The sequence below is a fragment of the Melioribacter sulfuriphilus genome, from assembly GCF_052656625.1.
Genome location: NZ_JBQXXK010000003.1, coordinates 334,752 through 354,927, shown reverse-complemented (window position 1 = coordinate 354,927; position 20,176 = coordinate 334,752). Strand labels below are relative to the sequence as shown.

At 36.9% G+C, this 20,176-nt stretch carries 23 protein-coding genes; 20 read left to right on the top strand and 3 right to left on the bottom strand.

The genetic code is table 11. The features are described from left to right. The first annotated feature begins 7 nt into the window (after nt 1-7). From ACUN8G_RS05365 to ACUN8G_RS05295, 15 genes are all read left to right on the top strand, one after another. Nucleotides 8-1,246, top strand: coding sequence for an ABC transporter permease (locus ACUN8G_RS05365; RefSeq protein ID WP_437346101.1), 1,239 nt, complete (start codon nt 8-10; stop codon nt 1,244-1,246). Further along, nucleotides 1,246-2,478 (top strand): ABC transporter permease, encoded by a 1,233-nt coding sequence (locus ACUN8G_RS05360; RefSeq protein ID WP_437346100.1) that lies wholly within the window; start codon nt 1,246-1,248, stop codon nt 2,476-2,478. Before ACUN8G_RS05365 ends, ACUN8G_RS05360 begins: the two co-directional genes overlap by 1 nt. A gap of 146 nt (nt 2,479-2,624) precedes the next feature. Beyond that, nucleotides 2,625-3,458, top strand: a complete 834-nt coding sequence (dapF, locus tag ACUN8G_RS05355; protein WP_437346099.1) for a diaminopimelate epimerase — start codon at nt 2,625-2,627, stop codon at nt 3,456-3,458. An 11-nt stretch (nt 3,459-3,469) separates the two neighbouring features. Continuing rightward, complete coding sequence (locus ACUN8G_RS05350; protein ID WP_437346098.1) at nt 3,470-3,766, top strand: antibiotic biosynthesis monooxygenase; 297 nt, start codon at nt 3,470-3,472, stop codon at nt 3,764-3,766. A gap of 21 nt (nt 3,767-3,787) precedes the next feature. Then, on the top strand, nt 3,788-4,831 hold the full coding sequence (locus tag ACUN8G_RS05345; RefSeq protein WP_437346097.1) for a PHP domain-containing protein: 1,044 nt from the start codon (nt 3,788-3,790) through the stop codon (nt 4,829-4,831). 47 nt (nt 4,832-4,878) lie between these two features. Next, nucleotides 4,879-5,568 carry a tetratricopeptide repeat protein gene (locus ACUN8G_RS05340; RefSeq protein WP_437346096.1) on the top strand — a complete coding sequence of 230 codons (690 nt, stop codon included), beginning with the start codon at nt 4,879-4,881 and terminating at the stop codon, nt 5,566-5,568. Nucleotides 5,569-5,618: 50 nt separating this feature from the next. After that, on the top strand, nt 5,619-6,185 hold the full coding sequence (gene efp / locus ACUN8G_RS05335; protein ID WP_437346095.1) for an elongation factor P: 567 nt from the start codon (nt 5,619-5,621) through the stop codon (nt 6,183-6,185). Between the two features lie 12 nt (nt 6,186-6,197). Then, the gene (gene accB / locus ACUN8G_RS05330; protein WP_437346094.1) at nt 6,198-6,656 is read left to right on the top strand and encodes an acetyl-CoA carboxylase biotin carboxyl carrier protein; all 459 of its coding nucleotides are present in this window, start codon (nt 6,198-6,200) and stop codon (nt 6,654-6,656) included. A gap of 11 nt (nt 6,657-6,667) precedes the next feature. Then, a complete protein-coding gene (gene accC, locus ACUN8G_RS05325; protein WP_437346093.1) occupies nt 6,668-8,020 on the top strand; it encodes an acetyl-CoA carboxylase biotin carboxylase subunit in 1,353 nt (450 codons plus the stop codon). Next, nucleotides 8,017-8,394, top strand: a complete 378-nt coding sequence (gene gcvH / locus ACUN8G_RS05320) for a glycine cleavage system protein GcvH (protein WP_437346092.1) — start codon at nt 8,017-8,019, stop codon at nt 8,392-8,394. Before accC ends, gcvH begins: the two co-directional genes overlap by 4 nt. 6 nt (nt 8,395-8,400) lie before the next feature. Beyond that, nucleotides 8,401-9,942, top strand: coding sequence for a glutamine-hydrolyzing GMP synthase (guaA, locus tag ACUN8G_RS05315; protein WP_437346091.1), 1,542 nt, complete (start codon nt 8,401-8,403; stop codon nt 9,940-9,942). Between the two features lie 20 nt (nt 9,943-9,962). Then, on the top strand, nt 9,963-10,646 hold the full coding sequence (radC, locus tag ACUN8G_RS05310) for a RadC family protein (protein WP_437346090.1): 684 nt from the start codon (nt 9,963-9,965) through the stop codon (nt 10,644-10,646). A 91-nt stretch (nt 10,647-10,737) separates the two neighbouring features. Beyond that, nucleotides 10,738-11,013 (top strand): hypothetical protein, encoded by a 276-nt coding sequence (locus tag ACUN8G_RS05305; RefSeq protein WP_437346089.1) that lies wholly within the window; start codon nt 10,738-10,740, stop codon nt 11,011-11,013. Between the two features lie 45 nt (nt 11,014-11,058). Beyond that, nucleotides 11,059-11,754: a LysM peptidoglycan-binding domain-containing protein gene (locus ACUN8G_RS05300; RefSeq protein ID WP_437346088.1), complete on the top strand. Its 696-nt coding sequence runs from the start codon at nt 11,059-11,061 to the stop codon at nt 11,752-11,754. A gap of 105 nt (nt 11,755-11,859) precedes the next feature. Then, complete coding sequence (locus tag ACUN8G_RS05295; RefSeq protein WP_437346149.1) at nt 11,860-12,837, top strand: PhoH family protein; 978 nt, start codon at nt 11,860-11,862, stop codon at nt 12,835-12,837. A 1-nt stretch (nt 12,838) separates the two neighbouring features. Here ACUN8G_RS05295 and mazG read toward each other — a convergent pair whose 3' ends face one another. After that, entirely contained in the window at nt 12,839-13,600 is a 762-nt protein-coding gene (gene mazG / locus ACUN8G_RS05290; protein WP_437346087.1) for a nucleoside triphosphate pyrophosphohydrolase, read from the bottom strand. A gap of 96 nt (nt 13,601-13,696) precedes the next feature. Between mazG and ACUN8G_RS05285 the strand changes: the two genes are divergently transcribed. The 5 genes from ACUN8G_RS05285 (at nt 13,697) to argS (ending at nt 17,391) form a co-directional block, all read left to right on the top strand. Beyond that, nucleotides 13,697-14,158 (top strand): RidA family protein, encoded by a 462-nt coding sequence (locus ACUN8G_RS05285; protein WP_437346086.1) that lies wholly within the window; start codon nt 13,697-13,699, stop codon nt 14,156-14,158. Nucleotides 14,159-14,255: 97 nt separating this feature from the next. After that, entirely contained in the window at nt 14,256-14,726 is a 471-nt protein-coding gene (locus tag ACUN8G_RS05280) for a hypothetical protein (protein WP_437346085.1), read from the top strand. Nucleotides 14,727-14,891: 165 nt separating this feature from the next. Further along, nucleotides 14,892-15,383, top strand: coding sequence for a LytR C-terminal domain-containing protein (locus ACUN8G_RS05275; RefSeq protein ID WP_437346084.1), 492 nt, complete (start codon nt 14,892-14,894; stop codon nt 15,381-15,383). Between the two features lie 2 nt (nt 15,384-15,385). Then, on the top strand, nt 15,386-15,766 hold the full coding sequence (rsfS, locus tag ACUN8G_RS05270; protein WP_437346083.1) for a ribosome silencing factor: 381 nt from the start codon (nt 15,386-15,388) through the stop codon (nt 15,764-15,766). Then, nucleotides 15,763-17,391: an arginine--tRNA ligase gene (gene argS, locus ACUN8G_RS05265; protein WP_437346082.1), complete on the top strand. Its 1,629-nt coding sequence runs from the start codon at nt 15,763-15,765 to the stop codon at nt 17,389-17,391. The genes rsfS and argS overlap by 4 nt, the downstream gene beginning before the upstream one ends. Here argS and ACUN8G_RS05260 read toward each other — a convergent pair. Together ACUN8G_RS05260 and ACUN8G_RS05255 are read right to left on the bottom strand one after the other, a co-directional pair. After that, nucleotides 17,359-18,054, bottom strand: coding sequence for a ComF family protein (locus ACUN8G_RS05260; RefSeq protein ID WP_437346081.1), 696 nt, complete (start codon nt 18,052-18,054; stop codon nt 17,359-17,361). The two genes, argS and ACUN8G_RS05260, sit on opposite strands and share 33 nt — an antisense overlap. Before the next feature lie 33 nt (nt 18,055-18,087). Continuing rightward, entirely contained in the window at nt 18,088-20,175 is a 2,088-nt protein-coding gene (locus tag ACUN8G_RS05255; protein WP_437346080.1) for a CARDB domain-containing protein, read from the bottom strand. Nucleotide 20,176 lies beyond the last annotated feature (1 nt).

Genomic DNA, 20,176 nt, shown 5'->3' with positions numbered 1-20,176 from the left:
AGCTGAAATGAAAGAGTTTTTATATGAATTGAAAGAAGGCCTGTTGATTTCATTGAGAGCAATAGGTGCCAATAAAGCCCGCTCGGTATTGACTACTCTTGGGATTATAATTGGCGTTACTTCCGTTGTCTTAATGTCGACTGCTATCAATGGAATTGATAACGCATTTCAAAATGGTGTTTCGTCGCTCGGCTCGGATAATCTTTATATTGATAAATGGGAGTGGTTCAATAACGATACTCCCTGGTGGGAACTTAGAAACCGTAGAAATCTTACTATTGAAGACTACAAAAAATATAAAGAATTAGCAAAATTACCTTTAGCTACCGCACCTACAGTCTGGTCTTTTCAGAATATCAAGTATAAGGACAGAACTGTAGAATCGATAATTATTCAAGGAACAAATCACGAATACATAAAAACTACAAACCTTACGTTCAACGAAGGCAGATTTTTTAACGAACTTGAAAGTAATAGTGGCAGAAATGTTGTTGTACTTGGATCTGAAATTGCTAAAAATCTTTTCCCTAATGGTTATGCTGTTGGAGAGTATGTTAGAATAAAAGGACATAAATTCAAAGTGGTCGGTGTGCTCGATGAACAGGGAAGCTGGGTGATGGGAAACTTTAATCCCGATAAACAGGTATTTGTGCCATTGCAAAATATATACAAGTATTTTCAATCGGCAGATTTCAGAAGCATTACAATCAATGTCAGAGCTAAGAATAGTTTGATGGTAGAAGCCACAAAAGAAGAAGCAATTGGAATTATGAGGCGCGTACGAGGTTTGAAATATAATGAACCAGACGATTTCTCTATAAATCAACAGGAAGGTCTTCTCAATACAATTAATCAAACTGTTGGGGTAATTCAGATTGCTGGATTATTCATCACGGGTCTGGCGCTATTTGTCGGTGCAATTGGAATCATGAATATTATGTTTGTATCAGTCAAAGAACGAACAAAAGAAATTGGAATTAGAAAAGCAATCGGTGCAAAAAGAAGAACAATTCTCAGTCAATTTATAACAGAGGCTGCAATTATTTGTATGATTGGTGGTACAATAGGACTCATCATTGCGTTGATCTTAAGTCTGGTAGTCAATCAATTTCTCCCCACGTCGGTTCAGGTTGATACAATTATACTTGCAATAGTTATATCGATAGCTACGGGCGTTGTGTCGGGTTTTGCTCCGGCATATACAGCAGCCAAATTAGATCCAGTAGAAGCATTGAGGTATGAATAATGGAGTTCATCGAAATTATTAAAGTAGCGTTAAACTCTTTGAAAGCAAATCGACTCCGTTCAATACTTACGGTCGTCGGTATTATTGTAGGCATATTTTCAATTATTGCAATCAGCACAATAATCGAAATGTTGCAGACGAGTATAGAAAAAGGAGTTTCTCAATTGGGACAGAATACGTTCCAGATTCAAAAGTGGCCTGCAGTACAAACTGGTGGACCTGCCGAAAGAATGAAATATCGAAATCGACCGGATATAACACTCGAAGAGTATTTTCGTCTTAAAGAGAAACTAAAAGAAGCTAAATATGTGGGTGCTGAGCAGTGGCAATTCGGAAAACAATTGAAGGCGGCTAATCTTGAAACAAATCCTAATGTGCCACTTGCAGGAGTAACACCAGAAGCCTTTCCAAATAATAAATGGGAAATAGAATCTGGTCGTGCGCTTAATGAAAGAGACGTTCAAAGATATGAACGTTATATTATACTTGGACCAGATGTAGCAAAACGTCTTTTCCCTAATTCCAGCCCAATAGATCAAGAAGTTAAAGTCGACGGTCATAAGTTGCGTGTTATTGGTGTGCTGGAATCGCAGGGCGACTTTTTTGGACAGAGTCAGGATAATTTTGCAATTATGCCGATAACTACTTTTCAATCGTTTTACGGAAAACGCTCCCAGAGTATTAACATTACAGTTATGTCCCACGATAAAGAATCTTATAACAATCTAATTGAACTGGCAGAGGGTTATTTCCGACTTATTAGAAAAGTCCCGCCGGGCGAAGAAAGTGATTTTGAAATATGGTCGAACGAACAGGTATTATCGCAAATTAATGATATAACATCTGGAGTACGAATCGGCTCTATTGTTGTAGCTGCAATTGCATTGCTTGCCGCCGGGGTAGGTATTATGAATATTATGCTGGTTTCTGTAACAGAACGTACGCGTGAAATTGGTATAAGGAAAGCTATTGGTGCAAAAAAAATCAATATTCTTACTCAATTTATTTTTGAAGCGATAACACTCTCTTTATTAGGAGGAATAATTGGAATTATTTTAGGAATTGTAGCCGGCAATTTTGCAGGTTCTTTCCTCAATGCAAAAGCGGTTATTCCAGTAGATTGGGTATTAATCGGTGTCTTTTTGTGTGTGATAATCGGGGTTGTATTTGGTACCTATCCGGCCTACAAAGCGGCTAATCTTGATCCGATCGAAGCACTCAGGTATGAATAACATATTCTCGTTAATTAAATAACCGATATAATTGTTTGGACAACCATTTTTTTTGAAGTTCAATTTCGGCCAAATTTTATGCCCTTCTCAAAAAACATCTTTTTTGATTGCTTTCATTTCAATATTGAATTAAATTTGAAATCGCTATGAATCGAATTTATTTTTACAAATGTTCTGCGGCAGGAAACGATTTTGTTCTTTTTGATACTGAAATTACGCCGAATCTAAAACTTACAGAAGATTTTATACGGAAAATATGCGATCGCCGACTTGGCGTTGGGGCAGATGGTATTATTCTTATAAAAAAATCTGACAGGGCAGATTTCGAAATGAATTATTATAATGCCGATGGCTCAGGTGGTATGCTCTGCGCTAACGGGGCAAGAACCGCTCTTAAATATGCCAGTGTCGCTGGCAAAATAAGAAATGACGTGATCGTTTTCGAAGCGGGAGGAAAAAAATACAAAGGAGAAATAGTAAACGAGAGTGAAATTAAATTTTATTTTTCGGAAATAGGTGATATTAAAGAGATCGATAATTTAGAAGTGAATGGAAAAAGTATCGATGGTTACGAAATAAATACAGGAGCACGGCACCTGGTGGTAAACGTTGACGACATTACAAAGGAGATGGATTTAGATAGTTTGCCTGTAGTTAAATTAGGCAGAGAAATAAGATACTCCGAGAGGTTTAAACCGGAGGGAATTAATGTAAATTTTGTGAAATTACTAGGTCGTGAATTGAAAATAAGAACATACGAAAAAGGGGTGGAAGACGAAACACTTTCATGCGGAACTGGAAGCGCTGCAGCCGCAATTGTGGCATATAAAATTTTTAATTATAAACCACCAATTGTTTTGTATCCAAAAAGTGGCGATCGATTTGTAGTGGATTTTGTTGAAGATAAAAATAAAATCGCAGGTCTCTCATTAACCGGTCCTGCAAAAATTATTTATAAAGGTGAATTATTAAACTTATAAAGAGGAAATAAATGAGTAGAGTTATTTTTTCAATCCGTTACAGTATAATCCCTGAAAAAAGGAACGAATACCTAAACGTAGTGAAGGAATTAAAAAATCTTGTTCAGGCTGAAGGTCTGGAAAGTTATTCGGTTTACGAACAAAAAAATAAATCGAACTATTTTGAAGAAGTTTATATCTTTAATTCTGAAGAAGCCTTCGAAAATTTTGACGATAATCAGGACGAACGCATCGATCTTTTGATGACTAAATTATCCGACCTGATAAAAGAACAAACTACTCAATACACAACACTCGTCGAAGTGTAGATTAAGATAATCGAGTGTATTATGTATGAATACACGGGCGCCATCCACATCCATTCGAATTTCTCGGACGGGTCAGGAACGGTAGAAGAAATTGCATCGTTTGCAAACGAAGCTGAATTAAACTATATAATTATTACCGACCATAATACACTCCGAGCTCTCCATGAAGGATATGAAGGATGGTACGACAAAACCTTGGTGTTGGTTGGATGTGAAATTAACGATAAAGAAAACAAGAACCATCTTCTGGCATTTGGAATAAACGAAGCATATTCAACACGTCTAAGCGCAAAAGAATATGTTAAACTTGTAAAAGAAGCCGGTGGTATCGGCTTTATTGCTCATCCTCACGAAAAAAGAAATTCGATGGAAAAACATCCTCCATATCCCTGGACAGAATGGGATACAGAGGATTTTACAGGTATCGAAATTTGGAATCACATGTCAGAATGGATGGAGGGATTGACAGAAGAAAACAAGTATAATTACTTCGTTCATCCACTTCGATCTATAAGTGTTCCCCCACAAGAAACTATTGAAGTATGGGATAAACTTAATTTGAAAAGAAAAGTAGTCGGAATTGGTGGAGTAGACGCCCATGCCCATAAAGTTAATCTGCTCGGTTTTTTCGAAGTAGAAGTCTTCCCTTATAAAGTACTGTTTAAATCGATACGCACACATATTCTTACGGATGAACCCATCGAATCGTCAAAGATCCTTTCAGAAAATAAAAGTATTGTGTTGAATGCTTTGAAAGAAGGTAAATGTTTTGTATCAAATTTTTACCGGGGCGATGCTAAAGGTTTTAATTTTTTTGCTGAAAATGACGAAGACATATTTTATATGGGCGATACAGTAAAAAAAATGAACAATTTGAAACTCCATGTTGAAATACCCGGGAAGCCAGCTACGATAAAAATTATTCGAAACGGTGAAATATTTGCTAAAAAAGATGAAACTGCTGAATTATCCTTGCCCGTTGACGAAGCTGGCGTCTATAGAGCGGAAGTATTCGTCGGAAACAATGGCTGGATTTTTTCCAATCATATTAGAATTGGACTCTAATATTTACTAAATTTAACCCTCGATTTTAAAATTATTGTGAGGTTGCTGTGTTACAAAAAAAGAAAAAAATAACCAAAAAAGAGATCAAACAAGACTCATTAGTTACAACATTTTATAAGTTCACTGCTTTTTTCCAGAAAAACCAGATGAAAATTTACATCGGTGCGGCGATAGTAGCTTTGATAATTGTTGCTGTCATTCTCTATACGAACAAAAAAGAAAATGATAATCTCATGGCAGCAAGTCTATTGACAAAAGTAGTCCCACTTTATGAAGCCGCTCAGTACGAAGAGGCTATCGCTGGCAACAAAGCTCAAAATATCACAGGATTGAAAGAAATTGTTGACAGATACGATGGAACTGAACAGGGCGAAACTGCAAAAATATATTTAGCAAATAGTTATCTTTTAACCGGTAAGCTTGATGAAGCTTATGAATTGTATGACGATTACAGCGGCAACAATCCATTATTGATAGCAACTTCTCTGGCAGGAAAAGCTGCCTATTTTGAAGCGAAAGATAAATACGAAGAAGCTGCCGAATTCTATCGCAAAGCAGCTACAATTTCGGAAGAAAATCCTTCAAACCCAGAATATCTACTGAAAGCTGGAATTGCACTATTGAACATAAACCAAAAAGAGGAAGCAAAAAAATTATTCTTGAAAATTCAAGACGAATATAAAAATTACCCGCAAATAGAGGAAGTAAACAGGTATTTGGCACTTGCAGAAAATTAACTAAATTGGTAATAAACGTTAATATTAATTAACAAACGAAGGTGTGATAAATGGCAGATACATCTGATTTCAGAAACGGTCTTATAATTAAATTCAAAGGAGAACCTTACGTAATTGTTGAATTTCAGCATGTTAAACCTGGCAAAGGTGGAGCTTTTGTAAGAACAACCTTAAAAAATCTTCGAACCGGTCGTGTACTCGATAATACCTTCCGATCGGGCGAATCTGTTGAAATCGTTCGTGTTGAAAGAAGAAAATATCAATTCCTTTATAAAGAAGCAGCTGGACTTGTTTTGATGGACAATGAAACTTTCGAACAAATTACAGTTCCACAAGAATTGCTGGATGAAAAAGTTCTCTTTTTGAAAGAAGGAGAAGAAATTGAATTACTTGTTGATGACAATGAAAATATTATCTCCGCTGAAATCCCGATATTTGTTACACTTAAAGTAGTTGAAACTGAACCTGGCTTTAAGGGTGATACTGCAAACACTGCACTTAAGCCGGCTAAAGTTGAAACCGGCGCTACGATTAACGTACCTCTATTTATAAATGAAGGGGATATATTAAAAATTGATACCCGAACCGGTGAATACGTCGAACGAGTTAAAAATTAAATAAGGGCGAAAATGGACATTAACTTAGTTAAAAAGCTGATAAAAATAGTTGAGCAAAGCGAAATATCGAAAATTTCGATACAGGAAGGTGATGTTAAGATAAAGATATCGAAAAATTCCGATTCGCACGCTGAGGTAGCATTGACAAAAATTGCACCGGCTCAGCAGCCAGTTCAAGCAGCTCCTCCGGTAACCGAAAAACAACCCGCAGAAGAAACTCCCCCAAAAAATCTTCACGAAATCAGATCGCCTATTGTAGGTACATTTTACCGAGCTCCTGCTCCCGATGCCGACCCGTATGTTAAGGTTGGCGACGAAGTAAGCCCCGGTACAGTTTTGTGTATTGTTGAAGCTATGAAATTAATGAATGAGATTGAAAGTGATGTTAGTGGTAAAATTGTGAAAATTCTGGTTGAAAATGCAACACCTGTTGAATACAATCAGCCGCTCTTTTTAATCGAAACTTCGTAAAAGAGGAAAAAGTGTTTAAGAAGATCCTTATTGCAAATCGCGGTGAGATAGCCGTCCGGATTATCCGTACATGCAAAGAGATGGGAATTAAAACGGTTGCTGTTTATTCGGAAGCCGACCGCGATTCTTTACATACATACTTAGCAGACGAAGCCGTCTGTATCGGACCACCACATAGCACTAATAGCTATTTGAAAATTTCCAACATACTATCGGCAGCCGCCATAACAGGAGCCGAGGCTATTCATCCCGGCTACGGATTCCTCGCAGAGAATGCAGAGTTCAGTGAAATATGCGAGGAATCGAATATTAAATTTATCGGACCATCTCCCGATTCAATCAGAAAGATGGGCGATAAATCATTTGCCAAAGAAACCATGAAAAGCGTTGGTGTGCCTGTTGTTCCTGGCAGCAACGGTGTGGTGAAGGACATAAAATCTGCCCGTGAAATTGCCGCTCAAATTGGTTATCCAATTATGTTCAAGGCCTCAGCTGGAGGCGGTGGAAAAGGGATGAGAATCGTCTGGGAAGAAAAAGAACTCGAGAAGATGTTCCAAACTGCCAGCTCCGAAGCCGAAGCTGCTTTTGGCGTGCCCGACCTTTATATCGAAAAGTTTATCGAAAATCCACATCACGTCGAAATACAGATTATGAGCGATCGATACGGCAATGCATACCATTACGGCGAACGCGATTGCTCGATTCAACGCAGACACCAGAAACTGATTGAAGAATCCCCTTCTCCGCTTATTACTCCAGAAGTTCGACAAAAAATGTGCGAAGCAGCCCTTCTTGGCGTAAAAGCAGTCAATTACGAAGGCGCTGGCACAATTGAATTCCTCGTGGATAAATACTTAAATTTTTACTTTATCGAAATGAATACGCGGATTCAAGTAGAACACCCTGTTACAGAGATGGTAAGAAATATCGACCTGATCAAACAACAAATACTGGTTGCAGCTGGAGAGCGACTCGATAATTCACCTATGGAACCACGAGGTCATTCGATAGAATTTCGTATAAACGCCGAAGACCCAGAATACAATTTCCGACCGAGTCCCGGAAAAATTGAGTATCTTCATTTCCCGGGCGGTTTCGGCGTAAGAATCGATTCACACGTCTATAATCAGTATGTTATCCCACCATATTACGATTCACTAATTGCAAAATTGATTGTATGGGGAACCGACAGAAAACACGCTATTGCAAGGGCTAAAAGAGCATTTGAAGAATTTGCTGTCGAAGGAATTAAAACTACAATTCCTTTCCACCAGAAAATTTTAGAACATGAAGATTTTGTCAATGGTAATTTCGACACATCGTTTATAGAAAAAAACTTAAATAAATTAATGAGGATGTCATGAACGTACCAGCAGAATTATACTACACAAAAGATCATGAATGGATCAAAGTTGAAGGCAATGTGGGGATTATCGGAATAACCGATTATGCCCAGAGCGAATTGGGCGATATCGTTTTTGTCGATATCAACCCAAATATCAAAGAAGTTAAAATGTCCGAATCTTTCGGTACAATCGAGGCTGTTAAAACTGTTAGCGAACTTTATGCTCCAGTAGACGGCAAAGTAATTGAAATTAATCCCAAATTGCAGGATGAACCGCAAGTTGTTAATTCCGACCCCTATGGCGAAGGTTGGCTGATTAAAATTGAAGTCACAAATCCCGATCAGGTAAATCAACTGCTTGATGCCGAAGCTTATAAAAATCAAATTGCCTGATTTTAGATGGAGCATCATCAAAAAATAATTATACTCGACTTTGGTTCGCAGTATACGCAACTTATTGCACGTCGTATCAGGGAATCGAAAGTCTATTCTGAAATCCATCCCCATAATTACGACCTGAAAAAAATAATTGAAGAAAGACCAAAAGGAATTATTCTATCCGGTGGACCAATGAGTGTTTACGACGAAGACGCACCTGTTGTTTCAGAAGAGATTTTCGAACTCGGTATCCCAATTCTGGGAATTTGCTATGGTATGCAGCTGATAGCAAGGTATAATGGAGGAAAAGTTGAGCCTGCTTCAAACAGGGAGTACGGTAAAGCCGAGATTAACATTATTTCCGACGATCTAATTTTGAAGGATGTTGAAAATAATTCTGTTGTATGGATGAGCCACGGCGATTACATTACGGAATTGCCGAAAGGTTACAAAATTATTGCTCGTACTGAGAACTCGCCAATTTGCGCCATAAGTAACCGGCATAAAAAAATATACGGATTGCAGTTCCATCCAGAAGTAGTTCATACAAAAGAAGGTAAAAAAATAATTAACAATTTCTTGTTTGATCTCTGCGAATGCAAACCCGAATGGACGCCCGGAAATTTTATCGACAATACAATCGAAGAAGTAAAAAAGCTTGTAGGTACGAAGAAGGCAATTTGCGCATTGAGTGGAGGCGTCGATTCGTCGGTAGCTGCCGTTCTTCTACACAAAGCTTTAGGAAAAAATTTGATTAACATCCACGTCGATACCGGCCTTATGCGTAAAAACGAGTCGAATGATGTAGTGAAAATGTTTAAAGATAATTTCGATATTGAATTAGTTCATGTCAATGCATCGGAATTGTTTCTTGAAAGACTCAAAGGGGTTACTGACCCTGAAAAGAAAAGAAAAATTATTGGAAATACTTTCATAGAAGTCTTCGAAAAAGAGGCAAAAAAATTTGAAGATGTTGAATTTCTGGTGCAGGGTACACTTTACCCCGATGTTATCGAGTCGGTATCCGTAAAAGGAAAATCAGTAACCATCAAAACGCATCATAACGTTGGTGGGTTGCCCGAAAGGATGAACCTAAAATTGATCGAGCCATTCCGTGAGCTTTTCAAAGACGAAGTGCGACAGATTGGTTTACAACTCGGCATTCCTGAAATTTTTATCAAACGACACCCGTTCCCTGGACCAGGACTTGCGGTACGTGTTCTGGGCGAAATTACAAAAGAACGCCTTGAAATTCTTCGAGAAGCCGACGACATATTCATTAAAGCTCTGCATGAGGACGGCATTTACGACAACATCTGGCAGGCTTTTGCAGTGCTCTTACCTGTACAAAGTGTAGGTGTTATGGGAGATGCCCGTACGTACGAAAATGTGCTAGCTTTAAGAGCCGTTACATCGACTGACGGTATGACTGCAGATTGGTACCGCTTCGACCATCAATTCCTGGAAAAAGTATCCAATAGAATTATCAGGTCGGTTAAAGGAATCAATCGCGTTGTCTATGACATTAGTTCAAAACCTCCATCCACTATTGAGTGGGAATAAGTAAAATAGGAGATTGAAGGATGGCTAATTTAAAAGATTTGCCACCCGACGACCGCCCAAGAGAGAAACTCATCAAAAAAGGAGTACACAGTCTTTCCGATGCAGAACTACTTGCGATCCTGCTTCGCACAGGCACAAAAGGAATTAATGTTGTTGACATTGGAAGAAATCTTCTGAAGAATTTTAAGGATTTGAGTGTACTATCAATTCAGACATTCGATTCTCTGAAAAATCAACATGGTATTGGTAAGGACAAAGCCGCAACACTGCTGGCAGCTTTTGAACTCGGCAGAAGAATTGATGCAAGTCGTAGATGGCGTTCCGACAAAAAAATCGTATCTCCTGCTGATATAGCCGAATATATGATCCCATTTTTAAGAGATGAAGTAAAAGAAAAATTTTATGTGGTCTGTTTAAGCAGTTCGAATAAAATTATTAAAGAATCTCAATTAATTTCGGAAGGGGGTCTTAATTCGAGCTACGTAAATCCGAGAGAGGTGTTTAAGGTGGCGATTGAAAGCAATTCTGCCAGTATAATACTTGTTCATAATCATCCCAGCGGGAATTTAGAGCCGAGCAGTGAGGATATTCAACTGACCAGAAGAATGATAGAGGCTGGAAAGTTGCTTGATATCAAAGTTCTCGACCATTTGATAATTGCGGGGAACAATTATACAAGTTTAGTTGAAAAACGACTCGTGTAAACAATATTTTTGAAATTTTACTGAAAATTTTCCTTATATTTAACTTAGAAAATTAAGTTTCATATAACCAACAAAATGAGGAGTTAGTACTATGGTTAAAATCAAGAAAGCACTAAATGTAGGTTTAATGATAGTTCTGTTTGCATCTTTAATTGGAATTACAGCCTGCAGCGGCGTTTCCGAAGAACAGATGGCAGAACTTGAAGCTCTACGTTCAGAAGTTAAAGCCCTTGAAAAAGAAGTAAATTCATTGAAGAGTGAAAAAGCTGCGCTCGAAAAAGAAATTGCTGAAAAAAATGCAAAATTAGATGAATGCGCAAAAACAAAAGCCGAAACTAAGAAAAACCTTGAAAAGCTCGGAATGTAATTTCTTTATTAATCCAAAAGTTTAAAAATAAAATCGGAGGAATAGATGAAAATTTACAAAACTTTAATGGTAGTATTATCCGTATTACTCCTCTCTGCCACCGTTTTTGCGCAGGAAAAAGAGATGACAAAAGAGGAGTGGCAGAACGAAATTAATCGTCTGACCGAAAAGAAAGCTGCCCTTACTACTGAATTGAACAATCTTAAAAAAGAAGTGGCCGATTTAAAAGCTACAAGCGAAAAATTACAGAGCTACGACGATTGTATGAAAGAATTGTATGAAATGCTCGGTGTTACAAAGTCTGATGTCGACAATTTTGGAAAACAAGTTGCAGCATTAGAATCCAAAATTGATGCAAAAGAGTCGCCCAAAGCAGACCGTCAGGCAGAATTGGACGCTTTGAAAAAGAATAAAATTTCGGCTTTACCCCAATTTTTCGATAAAGTTCACAATCAACTTCAACGTAAACTCGATGCATGGGTAGAAGCGCCAAGTGAAATTAATTACACTGTTGTTAAAGGCGATTGCCTGTGGAACATTGCAAAGAAGAAAGAACATTACGACAATCCTTTTGCATGGCCAATGATTTATAAAGCCAATAGGGACCAGATTAAAGATCCCGACTTGATTTATCCAAAACAAGTTTTCAAGATTCCAAATTTGACTGAAGAAGAAAAAGCTAAATACGATAAGATCAGAAGAAATTACAAACCGGCTCCTCCGGCACAATCTGCTCAATAATCGGAGTCGATAAGTATAAGTGAAATTAATTTGATTTTCATAAAGCCCTTTTCATTCTTTAATGAGGAGGGCTTTTTTATTTTGTTAAAAAGGGAGGTGAATACTCTGAAAGAAAAAACATTAAAACTGGAAAATGTTGATCTGATTTCTCTCTTCGGATTTAACGATAAGAATATCAAACCAATCGAAGCGCGCTTTTCATCAGACATAATTGTCAGAGGCGATAACATTATTCTCAAAGGAAATGACGAAGAGGTCGATACAATCGAAAGAATTTTTAAAGAGATGGTTTTTGTTTTGAACACAACTGGCAAGCTGACAAGCGAGGATGTAGAAACGATTATCGACCTTACTCTTCAAGGCAAAGAAATTATTAACGAGAGCGAATACGATAATATCGTTCTGTATTCTAAAAAGGAAGCTATAAAAGCAAAAACACCGAATCAGATAAGTTATATAAAAGCCGTCAGGGAGAATGATATCTGTTTTGCAATTGGACCTGCGGGCACAGGTAAAACATATCTTGCCGTTGCATCGGCTGTAGCTTCTTTAAAAAAAGGAAGCGTGAAAAAAATTATTTTATCGCGCCCTGCAGTCGAAGCGGGCGAGAGTCTCGGATTCCTTCCTGGTGACTTTCGTGAGAAAATCGATCCGTATTTACGTCCACTTTATGACGCACTCGAAGAGATGTTGTCAGCCGAACAAATTCGTAATTATATCGAAAGAGGAGTAATCGAAATTGTCCCTCTGGCATATATGAGAGGTAGAACATTAAATAACGCATACGTTATTCTTGACGAAGCCCAAAATGCCACGACAATGCAAATGAAAATGTTTCTAACACGATTAGGTCCTAATTCAAAAGCGATTATTACTGGTGATATTACTCAGATCGATTTGCCGTCCTATTCTCAGAGTGGATTGGTACAGGTAAAAGAAATATTAAAAAATGTCGAAGGAGTTGCATTTGTATACTTCGACAAAGCAGACGTTGTGCGACATAAGCTCGTCAAAGATATTATCGATGCTTATGAAAAACATTACAGCGAGAATAACGGTAAAAGCAAAAAAAATGAAGCATGATTTATTCTTTGTTCTTGCTCTCTTCCCAGAACTTGTCCATTTCAGTTAAATTTGAATCGGTAATCGATTTACCGGACTGTTTGATTTTTTGTTCGACGTAATTGAATCTTTTGATGAATTTTTCGTTAGTAATACGGATGGCATTTTCAGGATTTATACCTAAAAATCGTGCGTAGTTAGTGATTGCAAAGAGCAAATCGCCGAGTTCTTCTTCTGTTTTTTTGATGTCGCCGGATTTTTCGGATTCCTTTAATTCCTCGATTTCTTCGAGTATTTTTTTCCAGACGTCTTCTTTATTATCCCAGTCGAATCCAACTTTAGATGCTTTTTCCTGCAAACGGTATGCACGTGCAAGACCGGGTAGATTTTTGGGTACACCTTGCAATACCGAATCTCTTCCTTCAGAAAGTTTTATTTCCTCCCAATTTTTTACCACTTCCTCAGCCCCGTTAACTTTTACTTCTCCGAAAATATGCGGATGCCGTCGAATCAATTTTTCAGTTATTGTATCGATAACGTCATTTATGTTGAATTTGCCACTTTCTTCTGCAATTGCCGAATGAAATACAATGTGTAGAAGCAAATCGCCCAATTCGGACTTCATTTCGTCAAAATTTTTTTCATCGATTGCTTCGATTAATTCGTATGTTTCTTCGATGGTTGCGCCTTTAATCGAATCGTGTGTTTGTTCTCTATCCCAGGGACATTCTTTTCGCAGGCGTTTCATAATCTCGTAGAGCTTTTCGAATTTTGAATTTGTCATTCTACTTCCTTTAATTTGGTTACGCAAAAATAAATTGAAATGTCGACGTTACCAAAAAATATCGACTTTTCGTATATTTGATAAAAAAGGAAAGAAATGATTGAAGAAAAAATTAAAGAATTAACCGGGTACGAATTACCATCCGCCGTAAAACCACTCGCCGCTTATGTACCCGCTCAAGTTACGGGTAATTTAATTTTTACGGCAGGACAGATTCCAGTAATTAATGGGAAATTGATTGCAGAGGGTAAAGTTGGTAAAGACGTTACAGTCGAAAAGGCTGTTGAATGTGCTCGTGTTGCAGCGCTAAATTGTCTTGGTGTAATTAAGAGTGAGATAGGAAGTCTGGAAAAAATAAAAAAAATAGTCAAACTCACGGTTTTTGTGAATTCTTCTGAAAATTTCATCGAGCAGCCTAAAGTTGCAAATGGCGCCTCTGAGTTATTAATTAATTTGTTCGGAGAAAAAGGCAAACATGCACGTAGTGCGGTTGGCGTCAACGAATTGCCAATTAATGCGCCAGTGGAAATCGAAATGATTGTCGAGATAACCGAATAATTGACTTGACAATTGAGGTAACAAATTTTAATATTAAGTCGTAAATTGAAACCAAACTGAATGCCGTGATGTCTAACGTCCAAAAATTGGAGCGAAAATGAAAAAATCGATAGCAATTTTATTGATTCTTGCTACTTCGACTATATTCGGACAGTTTAAAGATCAGCCCGCACCCAACATAAAAAGCGGTATTCTAAACAATTCTCAGTCGAATATTTTTGGCTTTATCAACCCGAATAATTTTAAGATGAATCATACTATCGATGTTTCTTTCAGCTCCTTTGGCTCTGCCGGCAATCTGGCGCTTACAACTTACACAAATAGTATGTTTTACCAATTTAACGATAAGTTAAATGTTTCGGCTGATATAAGTATAGTCAATTCTCCTTATAATACGTTCGGTTCCGGCTTTACCCAAAGTATTAACGGCATTTATTTGAGCAGAGCTCAATTGACATACAAACCTACCGAAAATATGTCAGTCATCCTTCAATACAGGAATGTGCCATATCCGTATTATTCACCTTTTGGGAATTATTATTCGCCATTTTACTATTACGGATACTGATAGACAACTTCCAGCATAGAAACTTTTCAAAAAAATTCCCTTCCATTGGGGTAAAAGTAGAACTGTTTTAAACGGTGAGATATGAATTATCAACTTGCTCAAAGAAATAGTTGATGATTTTTGTTATTTTTCGTTCCAAGTAAATATTCTTAAAGTAGTTAAAAATTGGAAACGAATAAAAAATTGCCCGATAAAAACGAAAATAAAGTATCTACAGTAAAAAATTTATTTTTGAATATAGCCAACTTTTTGCTAATTGCGGTTATTGTATTGATGGTCTATTCGATTTATGTGAAAATTCAGAACAGTGATAACGAATATAACTCAAACATTTTGTCAGGCGAACCTTCAGAAATAATACAGGTAGAAGTGCTGAATGGTTGTGGCATATCTGGAGTAGGCGAAAGATTTACCGATTATTTAAGAAACAATGGCTTCGACGTTGTTAATGTGGAAAATTATATTCGTTTTGATATTGACGAGACAATAGTTATAGATCGAATCGGTAATAAAGCAAATGCTTTGAAAGTGGCTAATGCTCTCGGCGTCAAGCGAGGTAATATTATTCAGCAGCTAAATGAAGATTATTTTTTAGATGTGTCGATAATTATTGGACGTGATTATTATTTATTAAAACCAACAGAAACAAAGAGGTAAAAGTGAATTCACTTACATTTTCGAAAAAAGTTGCATCCATTATTGAATCGAAAAAAGGTTACGATATTAAAATTCTCGACCTGAGAAAATTATCTGGAATAGCCGATTACTTTGTTATCTGTTCAGCTGACGCAGACAAACAGGTTAAAGCCATTGCAGACGAAGTAGACAGGAAACTTTCCGAAGAAGGAATTAAATGCTTACACCGCGAAGGATACGAAACGTTGAGATGGGTTATACTTGACTATTTTGACGTAATTGTGCACGTATTCAAATACGACGTGCGCGATTACTATGGACTCGAAAAATTGTGGGGTGACGCACCGATAATTATTCCTGCGTCTAAGGTATCTGCTACCAAAGTTAAGGAGAAGAAAAATTGAGAAATTACCTTTATTCATTATTCAGTAAAGCAGCTCAAAAGCTCGATTACCTGAAAGATGTTAATATTATTTTTACAGTGCCGCAGCAGGAAAATCACGGCGACTTTTCAACTAACATTGCGATGCTCCTTTCCAGGAAACTAAAAAGAAATCCCAGAGAAATCGCTACCGAAATTCTATCTGCACTGGAAATTGACGATAGAATAATTGAAAAAACAGAAATTGCCGGCGCAGGCTTTATTAATTTCTTTTTTACTAAAAGTTATGTAAGCAATCTTACCAAAATAATAATTGAATCGGGCGAATCATTCGGCAGGACGAATAAATACAAAGGGAAACGAGCGCAGGTCGAATTTGTTTCTGCAAATCCAACGGGACCTCTTACTGTCGGTCACGGAAGAAATGCAGTTACAGGTGATACAATTGCAAATCTGTTGACTGCAATCGGTTACAAGGTAGACCGCGAATATTATTTCAATAATGCGGGCAGACAAATGCGTGTACTGGGCGACTCTGTGCGTCTGCGATATCTGGAACTCTTAAGCGAAAAAATTGAATTTCCTGAAGACTATTACCAAGGAGAGTACATCAAAGAAATTGCTAAAAAATTACTCGATGAATACGGCGACAAATTAAAAGATGAAAGCGCAGATGGAAAATTTAAAGAAAGAGCAGAAAAAGAAATTTTTGTCGAAATCAAAGAAACACTAAAGCGTCTTAATATCACTTTCGACAATTATTTTAATGAACACAGTCTTTATGAAGAAGGAAGAATTAAAGATTTACTGGAGCAATTCAGCAAAAGGAATCTTTCTTATGAAAAAGACGGTGCAATCTGGCTAAGATTTTCTGAACTTGGAAATGAACAGGATAAAGTGATTGTCAAATCAAGCGGCGAACCTACATACAGGCTACCGGATATTGCTTACCACATTACAAAATATGAACGCGGGTATGATCTGATTGTAGACTTATTCGGTTCGGACCATAATGCTACCTATCCGGATGTAATGGCGGCATTAAAAGCTCTGGGATACGACACAGACAAAATTAAAGTTTTGATTCATCAGTTCGTTACAATTATGCAGGGTGGTGAGATTGTTAAAATGTCCACGCGCAAAGCCAATTATATTACTCTCGACGAACTTATTGATGAAGTAGGTGCTGATGTTGTAAGATATTTTTTTAATATGAGAAGTATAACGAGCCATCTGAATTTCGATATCGATCTTGCTAAAAAACAATCGGACGAAAATCCTGTCTTTTATCTGCAATACGCCCACGCGCGTATTGCATCTATATTGAGAATGGCGCAGGAAGAAGGACTCGTTATGTCGATAGAAAATCTGCATTTGCTTGAAACAGATGAAGAACAACGACTTATCAAAAAATTATATCAATATCCCGAAGAAGTGATGCTGAGCGCCGAAAATTATGAGCCCCACAGGATCTGTGTTTATCTGGAGGAACTTGCAGCACTTTTTCATAAATTTTATACTGTATGTAGAGTTATCGGAAGTTCTAAAGATTTGGCCGAAGCGCGTATCGCTCTAATTGTTGCGACTAAAACGGTTATTAAAAACGGTTTGTCATTACTGGGAGTATCGGCTCCCGATAAAATGTAAATCTGACCCTGCAACAGCTATTGATGTAGCATATACTTTATTGGCTCCTGCTTCGAGTAGAACAGATGCACATTCATTTACTGTAGAGCCCGTTGTTATGACATCATCTACAAGGAGTAAACTTTTTCCAGTTACTTTTTTGAATCGTTTTATCTTGAATGCGCCTTTTACGTTCAACATTCGCTCTGATAGCGTTAACTCAGTCTGCGATTGTGTATATCGAATTCGTTTTAGTACTTTGGAAACATTTATACCCGTCGCACTTTTAATTCCTTTTGCAATATAATATGACTGGTTGTATCCACGTTCTGCTTGCTTTGAATGATATAATGGGACCGGTACAATGCTATCGATATGCCATTCATTCATAAAAATATTTTTGTATTCTTCGCCCATAGTTTTACCAAGATAAATTCCGATTCGAAAAATTCCGTTGTATTTCAGGTTATGAATTAAGGACTGAACCGGCATTTCCTTTTCAAAGAGATATAGAGTTCTGTAATCGCTCAAAGATTCAATTTTATTAAGAGATGATAAAGGAATGCTTATTCTATGAAGTGAATTATTGCATTCTTTGCATAGATACTTTTCGTTGTCGTTCAGTTTTATTTTACAATGCAAGCAAAATCTCGGAAGCAAAAAATCGATAAAATCGATTAACATCAATTTGCCCTCGTGTAACTTTGCAAATAAATCTTATAGCATTCCGATTCTTTTACGCAAAAACCATTCGATTGTAAATAAAAATATCAGTAAAAAAATGATTGTGTAATTCGACTTTAATTCGATATTGTTTGTAAGAATTTTTTCACTTTTGCGACTCTCGATCGACTTTTCGAGTTCGTCAATCAAGTTCGCAACGTTTTCGGGGGAATAATACTTACCATTAGAATTATATGCAATTCTTTTGAGCAATTCTGTATTCATTAAAGTTGTAATTTTTTCCGGGTTGGCATTGATTACTGAGAATTGTCCGGAATCAGATAATGTAATATTATCATATTCTGCATCTGCAGTAAATTTATAATCACCGGCACTGAGTCCTGAAATCCTTGCTGTATAAATACCATTTTTAACGGGGATGAACTGTAGTTCCGATTTGAGTTCGCCCAATTTAATTTCCATTCTGATACTTGCGTTATTCACAGGAGTAAATGTTGGATCGTATACTTCGGCAGTGAATTCAATTTCTTCAACTGCGGCGAACAATTCTTTTTGTGGAAATATTTTGAAAAGTTTTTTCTTATTGTCAGCTGTAAGCCATTTGACGAGTTTATTAAAAAATTCAGGAAGTAAAAGATTTGATCTTTCTGCTATTGTGAGATGCCATCTCCATATACCTTCAGCAAGAAAAAAGGCACACTTCCTGTTTCCAGTAGAACTGGTTATAAAAAAAGGAACAGATTTATTATTGAGCGAATATGCAAGATGCGTTTCCGTATTTTGTGAAAAACGATATCTGTTACCGTTTGAAATCAACGGCGGTAAAGAATGAAGTTCTTTTTCGTTAAAGAAAAATGAATTGTTGATTAATGTGTTTATCTCAAGTATGTCAGAGTTAATTTTATCTACTGTTAACGGCATTATCTCCTTGTACTTATCTAAAAATGAAAGTTCTGTATTTGTAGTAATAAATTGCAAAAATGGGACATTCTTTTTATTTATTGTTTCATAGATCCGTTCAACGAACTTTTCAGGAGTTGATTTTAGCGGGAAGTCAATCAAAATGAAAAGTTCACTACTGTCTATTCTGGAGATGTTCTCCGAACCGTAAATTTTTTGAGGAGAAATAAATACAATTTTTTTTGTATTAAAATTCTGATTGCTACTTAAGATCAGATTTATAGCAGTAAAGTCAGATGAAGGTTTGCCAGCTATCAAAAAAATCTTTGTCTTGTTTTTAAGAACGTCGATGAAAACAGTTTTAGTATTATTGTTTTTATTGAACTCGTTCTTTTCTGGATATACATTAACCGTAATTTTGTGTTTGCCAGGAGTGGCAGGAGTGAAATTGAATTTAATTCTATTTATTCCTGAATGATCCAGTTCAATTTGTTTACGAGAAATCAGAATATTATCGAGGTAAAAATCAATAGTTTTCGATGTGCCGGCGGTAAGGTTATTACGGACAACAACTTCTGCTTCAGTTTCAGTTCCAGCATAAATGATTTTGTTATAGTAAATATTTTCGATATAAATATCAGGATGTAATATAGAATCTCCAACGCCCACGGTAAATAATGGCACGGCTTCGGAATTGATGTTGTCGTTGCCCGTGGTTATTATTCCATCGCTTATAATTACGGACGCGGAGGTCGAATCAAAGTCGAGGTTTGAATTGATAGGAGTGAAATTAGTTGAATATTCAGAAAAGTTGATCGACTCGAGTGAATCTGGATTCAATGGTTTAACACTTTCTCCAAATGTGTAGAGTTTTACAGAATGTCCAAATTTGTCCGCAATCTCTTCTACTATTTCCCGTACTTTTTTAACGTTTGCAACGCTATCTGGCATCACCATCGAATTGGAATTATCAACAAATACTTTAATTGGCGGCGTGTCAATTTTTCGATAAGTAACTTTAATTATCGGATCGATTAAAAGAATAACGAGAAAAATGAAAATAATACTCCTGATTGATGCCAGAAAAAATCTGATAAATTTACTCGTTGGTGGTAGCGTGTACTTGTATGCATAAAATGCAAATATTATCAGAAGGAAAAGAACAATCAAAACAATAAGAGGTTCGAAGTCGAAAGTGATATCAATGCTTTTTATGTCCATA

What these genes read in the sequence shown, in the direction of transcription:
- ACUN8G_RS05350 (WP_437346098.1), top strand. Translation starts at nt 3,470, where the DNA reads ATGAGTAGAGTTATTTTTTCAATCCGTTACAGTATAATCCCTGAAAAA.
- ACUN8G_RS05260 (WP_437346081.1), bottom strand. Translation starts at nt 18,054, where the DNA reads ATGTTAATCGATTTTATCGATTTTTTGCTTCCGAGATTTTGCTTGCAT.
- ACUN8G_RS05360 (WP_437346100.1), top strand. Translation starts at nt 1,246, where the DNA reads ATGGAGTTCATCGAAATTATTAAAGTAGCGTTAAACTCTTTGAAAGCA.
- gcvH (WP_437346092.1), top strand. Translation starts at nt 8,017, where the DNA reads ATGAACGTACCAGCAGAATTATACTACACAAAAGATCATGAATGGATC.
- ACUN8G_RS05280 (WP_437346085.1), top strand. Translation starts at nt 14,256, where the DNA reads ATGAAAAAATCGATAGCAATTTTATTGATTCTTGCTACTTCGACTATA.
- ACUN8G_RS05285 (WP_437346086.1), top strand. Translation starts at nt 13,697, where the DNA reads ATGATTGAAGAAAAAATTAAAGAATTAACCGGGTACGAATTACCATCC.
- guaA (WP_437346091.1), top strand. Translation starts at nt 8,401, where the DNA reads ATGGAGCATCATCAAAAAATAATTATACTCGACTTTGGTTCGCAGTAT.
- efp (WP_437346095.1), top strand. Translation starts at nt 5,619, where the DNA reads ATGGCAGATACATCTGATTTCAGAAACGGTCTTATAATTAAATTCAAA.
- radC (WP_437346090.1), top strand. Translation starts at nt 9,963, where the DNA reads ATGGCTAATTTAAAAGATTTGCCACCCGACGACCGCCCAAGAGAGAAA.
- accB (WP_437346094.1), top strand. Translation starts at nt 6,198, where the DNA reads ATGGACATTAACTTAGTTAAAAAGCTGATAAAAATAGTTGAGCAAAGC.
- mazG (WP_437346087.1), bottom strand. Translation starts at nt 13,600, where the DNA reads ATGACAAATTCAAAATTCGAAAAGCTCTACGAGATTATGAAACGCCTG.
- dapF (WP_437346099.1), top strand. Translation starts at nt 2,625, where the DNA reads ATGAATCGAATTTATTTTTACAAATGTTCTGCGGCAGGAAACGATTTT.
- ACUN8G_RS05345 (WP_437346097.1), top strand. Translation starts at nt 3,788, where the DNA reads ATGTATGAATACACGGGCGCCATCCACATCCATTCGAATTTCTCGGAC.
- ACUN8G_RS05305 (WP_437346089.1), top strand. Translation starts at nt 10,738, where the DNA reads ATGGTTAAAATCAAGAAAGCACTAAATGTAGGTTTAATGATAGTTCTG.
- ACUN8G_RS05365 (WP_437346101.1), top strand. Translation starts at nt 8, where the DNA reads ATGAAAGAGTTTTTATATGAATTGAAAGAAGGCCTGTTGATTTCATTG.
- ACUN8G_RS05300 (WP_437346088.1), top strand. Translation starts at nt 11,059, where the DNA reads ATGAAAATTTACAAAACTTTAATGGTAGTATTATCCGTATTACTCCTC.
- ACUN8G_RS05255 (WP_437346080.1), bottom strand. Translation starts at nt 20,175, where the DNA reads ATGGACATAAAAAGCATTGATATCACTTTCGACTTCGAACCTCTTATT.